The following is a 944-nucleotide window of genomic DNA, read 5'->3' as shown; positions in this document are numbered from 1 at the left end:
TGGAAGACGCTACCCCCACCGAGGTTCTCCCGCCCCGGCAGATGACCAAGCACGACCTGCTGGTGGCGGGATTCCTCGCCCGCTACACCGGACAGTCGTTCGTCGCGTACCGGACCGACATGCGACTGTGGTTCGACTGTTCCCGCAGCTACGGACTCGACCCGATCTTCGGCATCGAACGCCCGCACATCGAGCTTTGGGCCCGGCACCTCGAGATCGAGCGCGGCAACGCGCCGGCCACCGTGCACCGCCGCCTGGTGTGCCTGCGCGTGTTCTTCTGGCTCATGCAGGAGGACGGCGTCATCAATAAGTCGCCGGCCGTCAACGTGAAGATGCCTCGCTGGACGACGGACCTGACGAAGAAGATCGGTCTCGAGCGCCAGGACTACCAGGCCCTGATGTTCACCGCGCGACAGTCCACCCCGGCCGACGAAGCGCTCGTCGCAATGCTCGGCCTCCTCGGGCTCCGGGTCTCGGAAGCGTGCTCGATCAACGTCGAGGACTTCCAGGACACCGAACGCGGGCACCGGGTCGTGCGGTTCACCGGCAAAGGCACGAAGTCCGCGTCGATCCCGCTGCCGATTCCGGTGCTGCGGTCGATGGAACGCGCAGCTGGTGAGCGTCGCAGTGGCGCACTGCTGTTGCGACGCGACGGGACTCGGATGACGCGGCGGTCTGCGGATCGTGTCGTGAAGCGTCTCGCGCGTCGCGCCGGGATCGGTAAGCCGTTGTCGTGCCACACGTTGCGACACACCTTCGTTGTCGCGGCGCTCGATGCGCAGGTGCCGTTGCGACAGGTGCAGATCGCGGCGCGACACTCGGACATCCGGCAGACACTCGCCTACGACCGCGGCCGGGTGAGCCTCGACAACCATGCCGCGTACGTCGTCTCAACGTTCATGGCCGCATAGCGACTGCGACAGCAAAGTGCCCCACCTCGTTTG

The 944-nt window shown here is 66.3% G+C and carries 1 protein-coding gene; it reads left to right on the top strand.

Annotated features, from left to right (window positions below; translation table 11 throughout):
• Positions 1–911: tyrosine-type recombinase/integrase (locus ACLBYD_RS30700; RefSeq protein WP_447819403.1), on the top strand; the 911-nt coding region annotated here is incomplete at its 5' end.
• Between the last annotated feature and the right edge of the window lie 33 nt (positions 912–944).

The sequence above is a fragment of the Rhodococcus sp. C26F genome, assembly GCF_053345925.1.
This window is presented reverse-complemented; position numbering and strand designations above follow the sequence as displayed.